This is a genomic window from Raoultella sp. (genome assembly GCF_039594335.1).
In the GTDB taxonomy this organism is placed as follows: Bacteria; Pseudomonadota; Gammaproteobacteria; order Enterobacterales; family Enterobacteriaceae; genus Klebsiella.
On record NZ_JBCNNS010000278.1, the window covers coordinates 1 to 2,746 of the forward strand.

Sequence of the window (2,746 nt, forward strand, 5' to 3'; positions counted from 1 at the left end):
CTGCTCGCCCGTTTATCACCCATCACAACGCCCTGGATATGGATATGTACCTGCGTATCGCGCCGGAACTGTATCTGAAGCGTCTGGTTGTGGGCGGCTTCGAGCGCGTGTTCGAAATCAACCGTAACTTCCGTAATGAAGGCATCTCCGTGCGTCACAACCCAGAGTTCACCATGATGGAACTCTATATGGCGTACGCGGACTATAAAGATCTGATCGAGCTGACCGAATCCCTGTTCCGCACCCTGGCGCAGGATATTCTGGGCAACACCGCGGTTCCTTACGGCGATCAGACCTTCGACTTCGGTAAGCCGTTTGAAAAACTGACCATGCGTGAAGCTATCAAGAAATACCGTCCGGAAACCGAGATGGCGGATCTGGATAACTTCGATTCCGCAAAAGCGATTGCAGAGTCTATCGGCATTCACGTTGAGAAGAGCTGGGGTCTGGGCCGTATCGTGACGGAGATCTTTGAAGAAGTGGCGGAAGCGCACCTGATTCAGCCGACCTTTATCACCGAATACCCGGCGGAAGTCTCTCCGCTGGCACGTCGCAATGACCAGAACCCGGAAATCACCGACCGCTTTGAGTTCTTTATCGGCGGTCGTGAAATCGGTAACGGCTTCAGCGAGTTGAACGATGCGGAAGATCAGGCGCAGCGCTTCCAGGATCAGGTGAATGCGAAAGCCGCCGGTGACGATGAAGCGATGTTCTACGATGAAGACTACGTGACCGCACTGGAACATGGTCTGCCGCCGACCGCCGGTCTGGGCATCGGTATTGACCGGATGGTGATGCTGTTTACCAACAGCCACACTATCCGCGACGTCATCCTGTTCCCGGCAATGCGTCCGGTTAAATAAGACCGACCGTCAAAAGGGCAACCCCGGCTACAGGCCGGGGTTTTTGTTTGCGCTTCAGCTACCTGCTGCGCGAGCCGGGAGCGGAAGCAATCGCTATCCGGCAATACTATTAATAGCGCAACTGCGTGACATAGTTTCTTAACGCCTGTCGGGCATTATCATCAGCTGCTTCGAGCACCATCCATGGACTGTAGGCCCACGGTGTGAATGCCAGCGCCTGCAGTAAATCCTCCAGCTCACACCACTGATAGTCCATAACCTCGTCGCTATTGGCCAGCACCGGGCTGATAATCCGTGCGGCGTAAACCGGGCAGACTTCGTTTTCGACAATCCCGTTTGGGGCCACCGCCCGGTAACGAAACGCCGGATGAACGGAGGCGATGTTGGCAATGTTAACGCCCAGTTCAAAACGGCTGCGTCGCGTCACGGCCTGTTCAAACGTCTCTCCGCTCTGGGGATGTCCGCAGACGGAGTTGGTCCAGACGCCGGGCCAGGCTTTTTTGTCCAAAGAACGACGCGTCACCAGTAGCTGGCCATGATCATTAAATAACCAGCAGGAAAAGGCGAGATGCAAAGGGGTATTGAGGGTATGGGCGGCATATTTTTCCAGCCTGCCAACAGGCTTATTTTGCTCATCGAGCAAAATGACATGTTCCCCGGTCATGACAACTCCTGATAATAAAAATGACCCGGCATAAACTCTCCTGGTCACATGCTCGCCGCTAGGGTAGCCGATAACCGCGTGAAAGGCATTACCAAAACGCGCTGCCGGCACTGCTGATGGGGGAAACCCGAATCTGACAACATAAGTGTATCGATTGGGGATCTGCCGGTGGGCTGGTATGATAGTCGCCCGTTGTGAAGAGATGAGAGCTGTGCTGAGTGCAGGACGCCTGATGAGAAAACGCTTTTTTATCATGATGATGTTGGTCAGCAGCCTGGTGATTGCAGGATGTTCCAGTTCATCTGATTCCGGTTCCGTCTACACCGTGAAACGCGGCGATACGTTGTACCGTATTTCCCGGACGACCGGTACCAGCATTAAAGATCTGGCCCGACTGAATAATATCTCCCCACCGTATACCATTGAGGTTGGACAGCGTCTGAAGCTGAATCCTGCCTCGGGCTCCACAAAGGGTAGTTCATCCGGGAAGAGTCGCGCCGTTACGCGCACCGCGGCCAGTAAGCCGCCGGCGACGCTGCCGCCGGTCTCCTGGCCTCCGGTGGGGCAACGCTGCTGGCGCTGGCCGACCAGTGGTAAAGTTATCCTGCCTTATTCATCAAATGATGGTGGTAATAAGGGGATTGATATTGCCGGCACGCGCGGCCAGCCGGTTTATGCGGCAGGGGCGGGTAAAGTGGTGTACGTCGGTAATCAGCTCCGCGGCTACGGTAATCTGATCATGATTAAACACGGCGAGGATTACATTAGCGCCTATGCCCATAATGAAAAAATGATGGTCAATAACGGTCAGAACGTGAAGATTGGTCAGCAGATAGCCACGATGGGAAGTAGCGACGCCGATTCTGTGCGCCTGCATTTCCAGATTCGCTATCGGGCGACGGCTATCGATCCACTGCGCTATTTACCGCCCCAGGGCAGTAAACCTAAGTGCTAAAAGGTTATTTTATCAGCAGTTGGTGTGATTCAGTCTTGTAAGACGGTGCGTAAGGTCTATAATGGCCCTCGCACCTCAAAGCGGGCGTAGTTCAATGGTAGAACGAGAGCTTCCCAAGCTCTATACGAGGGTTCGATTCCCTTCGCCCGCTCCAATTCTCCTGAACAATCAATAAGTTAGATTATTCAGTCAGTTACGTTGTCCTGCTTTACAAGTACAACTTAAACCACCCATTGTACTACGCCCGCACCTGTCGCGTGTGTG

3 protein-coding genes and 1 tRNA gene are annotated in these 2,746 nt (G+C 53.9%); 3 read left to right on the plus strand and 1 reads right to left on the minus strand.

What is annotated here, in order from left to right:
• The coding region (gene lysS / locus ACZAHD_RS22980) for a lysine--tRNA ligase (protein ID WP_462458774.1) at positions 1-863 on the plus strand (863 nt) is incomplete at its 5' end.
• A gap of 109 nt (positions 864-972) precedes the next feature.
• Here lysS and idi read toward each other — a convergent pair.
• Positions 973-1,527, minus strand: a complete 555-nt coding sequence (gene idi, locus ACZAHD_RS22985) for an isopentenyl-diphosphate Delta-isomerase (RefSeq protein WP_462458775.1) — start codon at positions 1,525-1,527, stop codon at positions 973-975.
• Between the two features lie 232 nt (positions 1,528-1,759).
• Here idi and actS point away from each other — a divergent pair, with 232 nt between their 5' ends.
• Both actS and ACZAHD_RS22995 read left to right on the plus strand, forming a co-directional pair.
• Complete coding sequence (actS, locus tag ACZAHD_RS22990; RefSeq protein ID WP_462458776.1) at positions 1,760-2,482, plus strand: amidase activator ActS; 723 nt, start codon at positions 1,760-1,762, stop codon at positions 2,480-2,482.
• An 80-nt stretch (positions 2,483-2,562) separates the two neighbouring features.
• Positions 2,563-2,636, plus strand: a tRNA-Gly gene (locus ACZAHD_RS22995).
• The last annotated feature ends 110 nt before the right edge of the window (positions 2,637-2,746 follow it).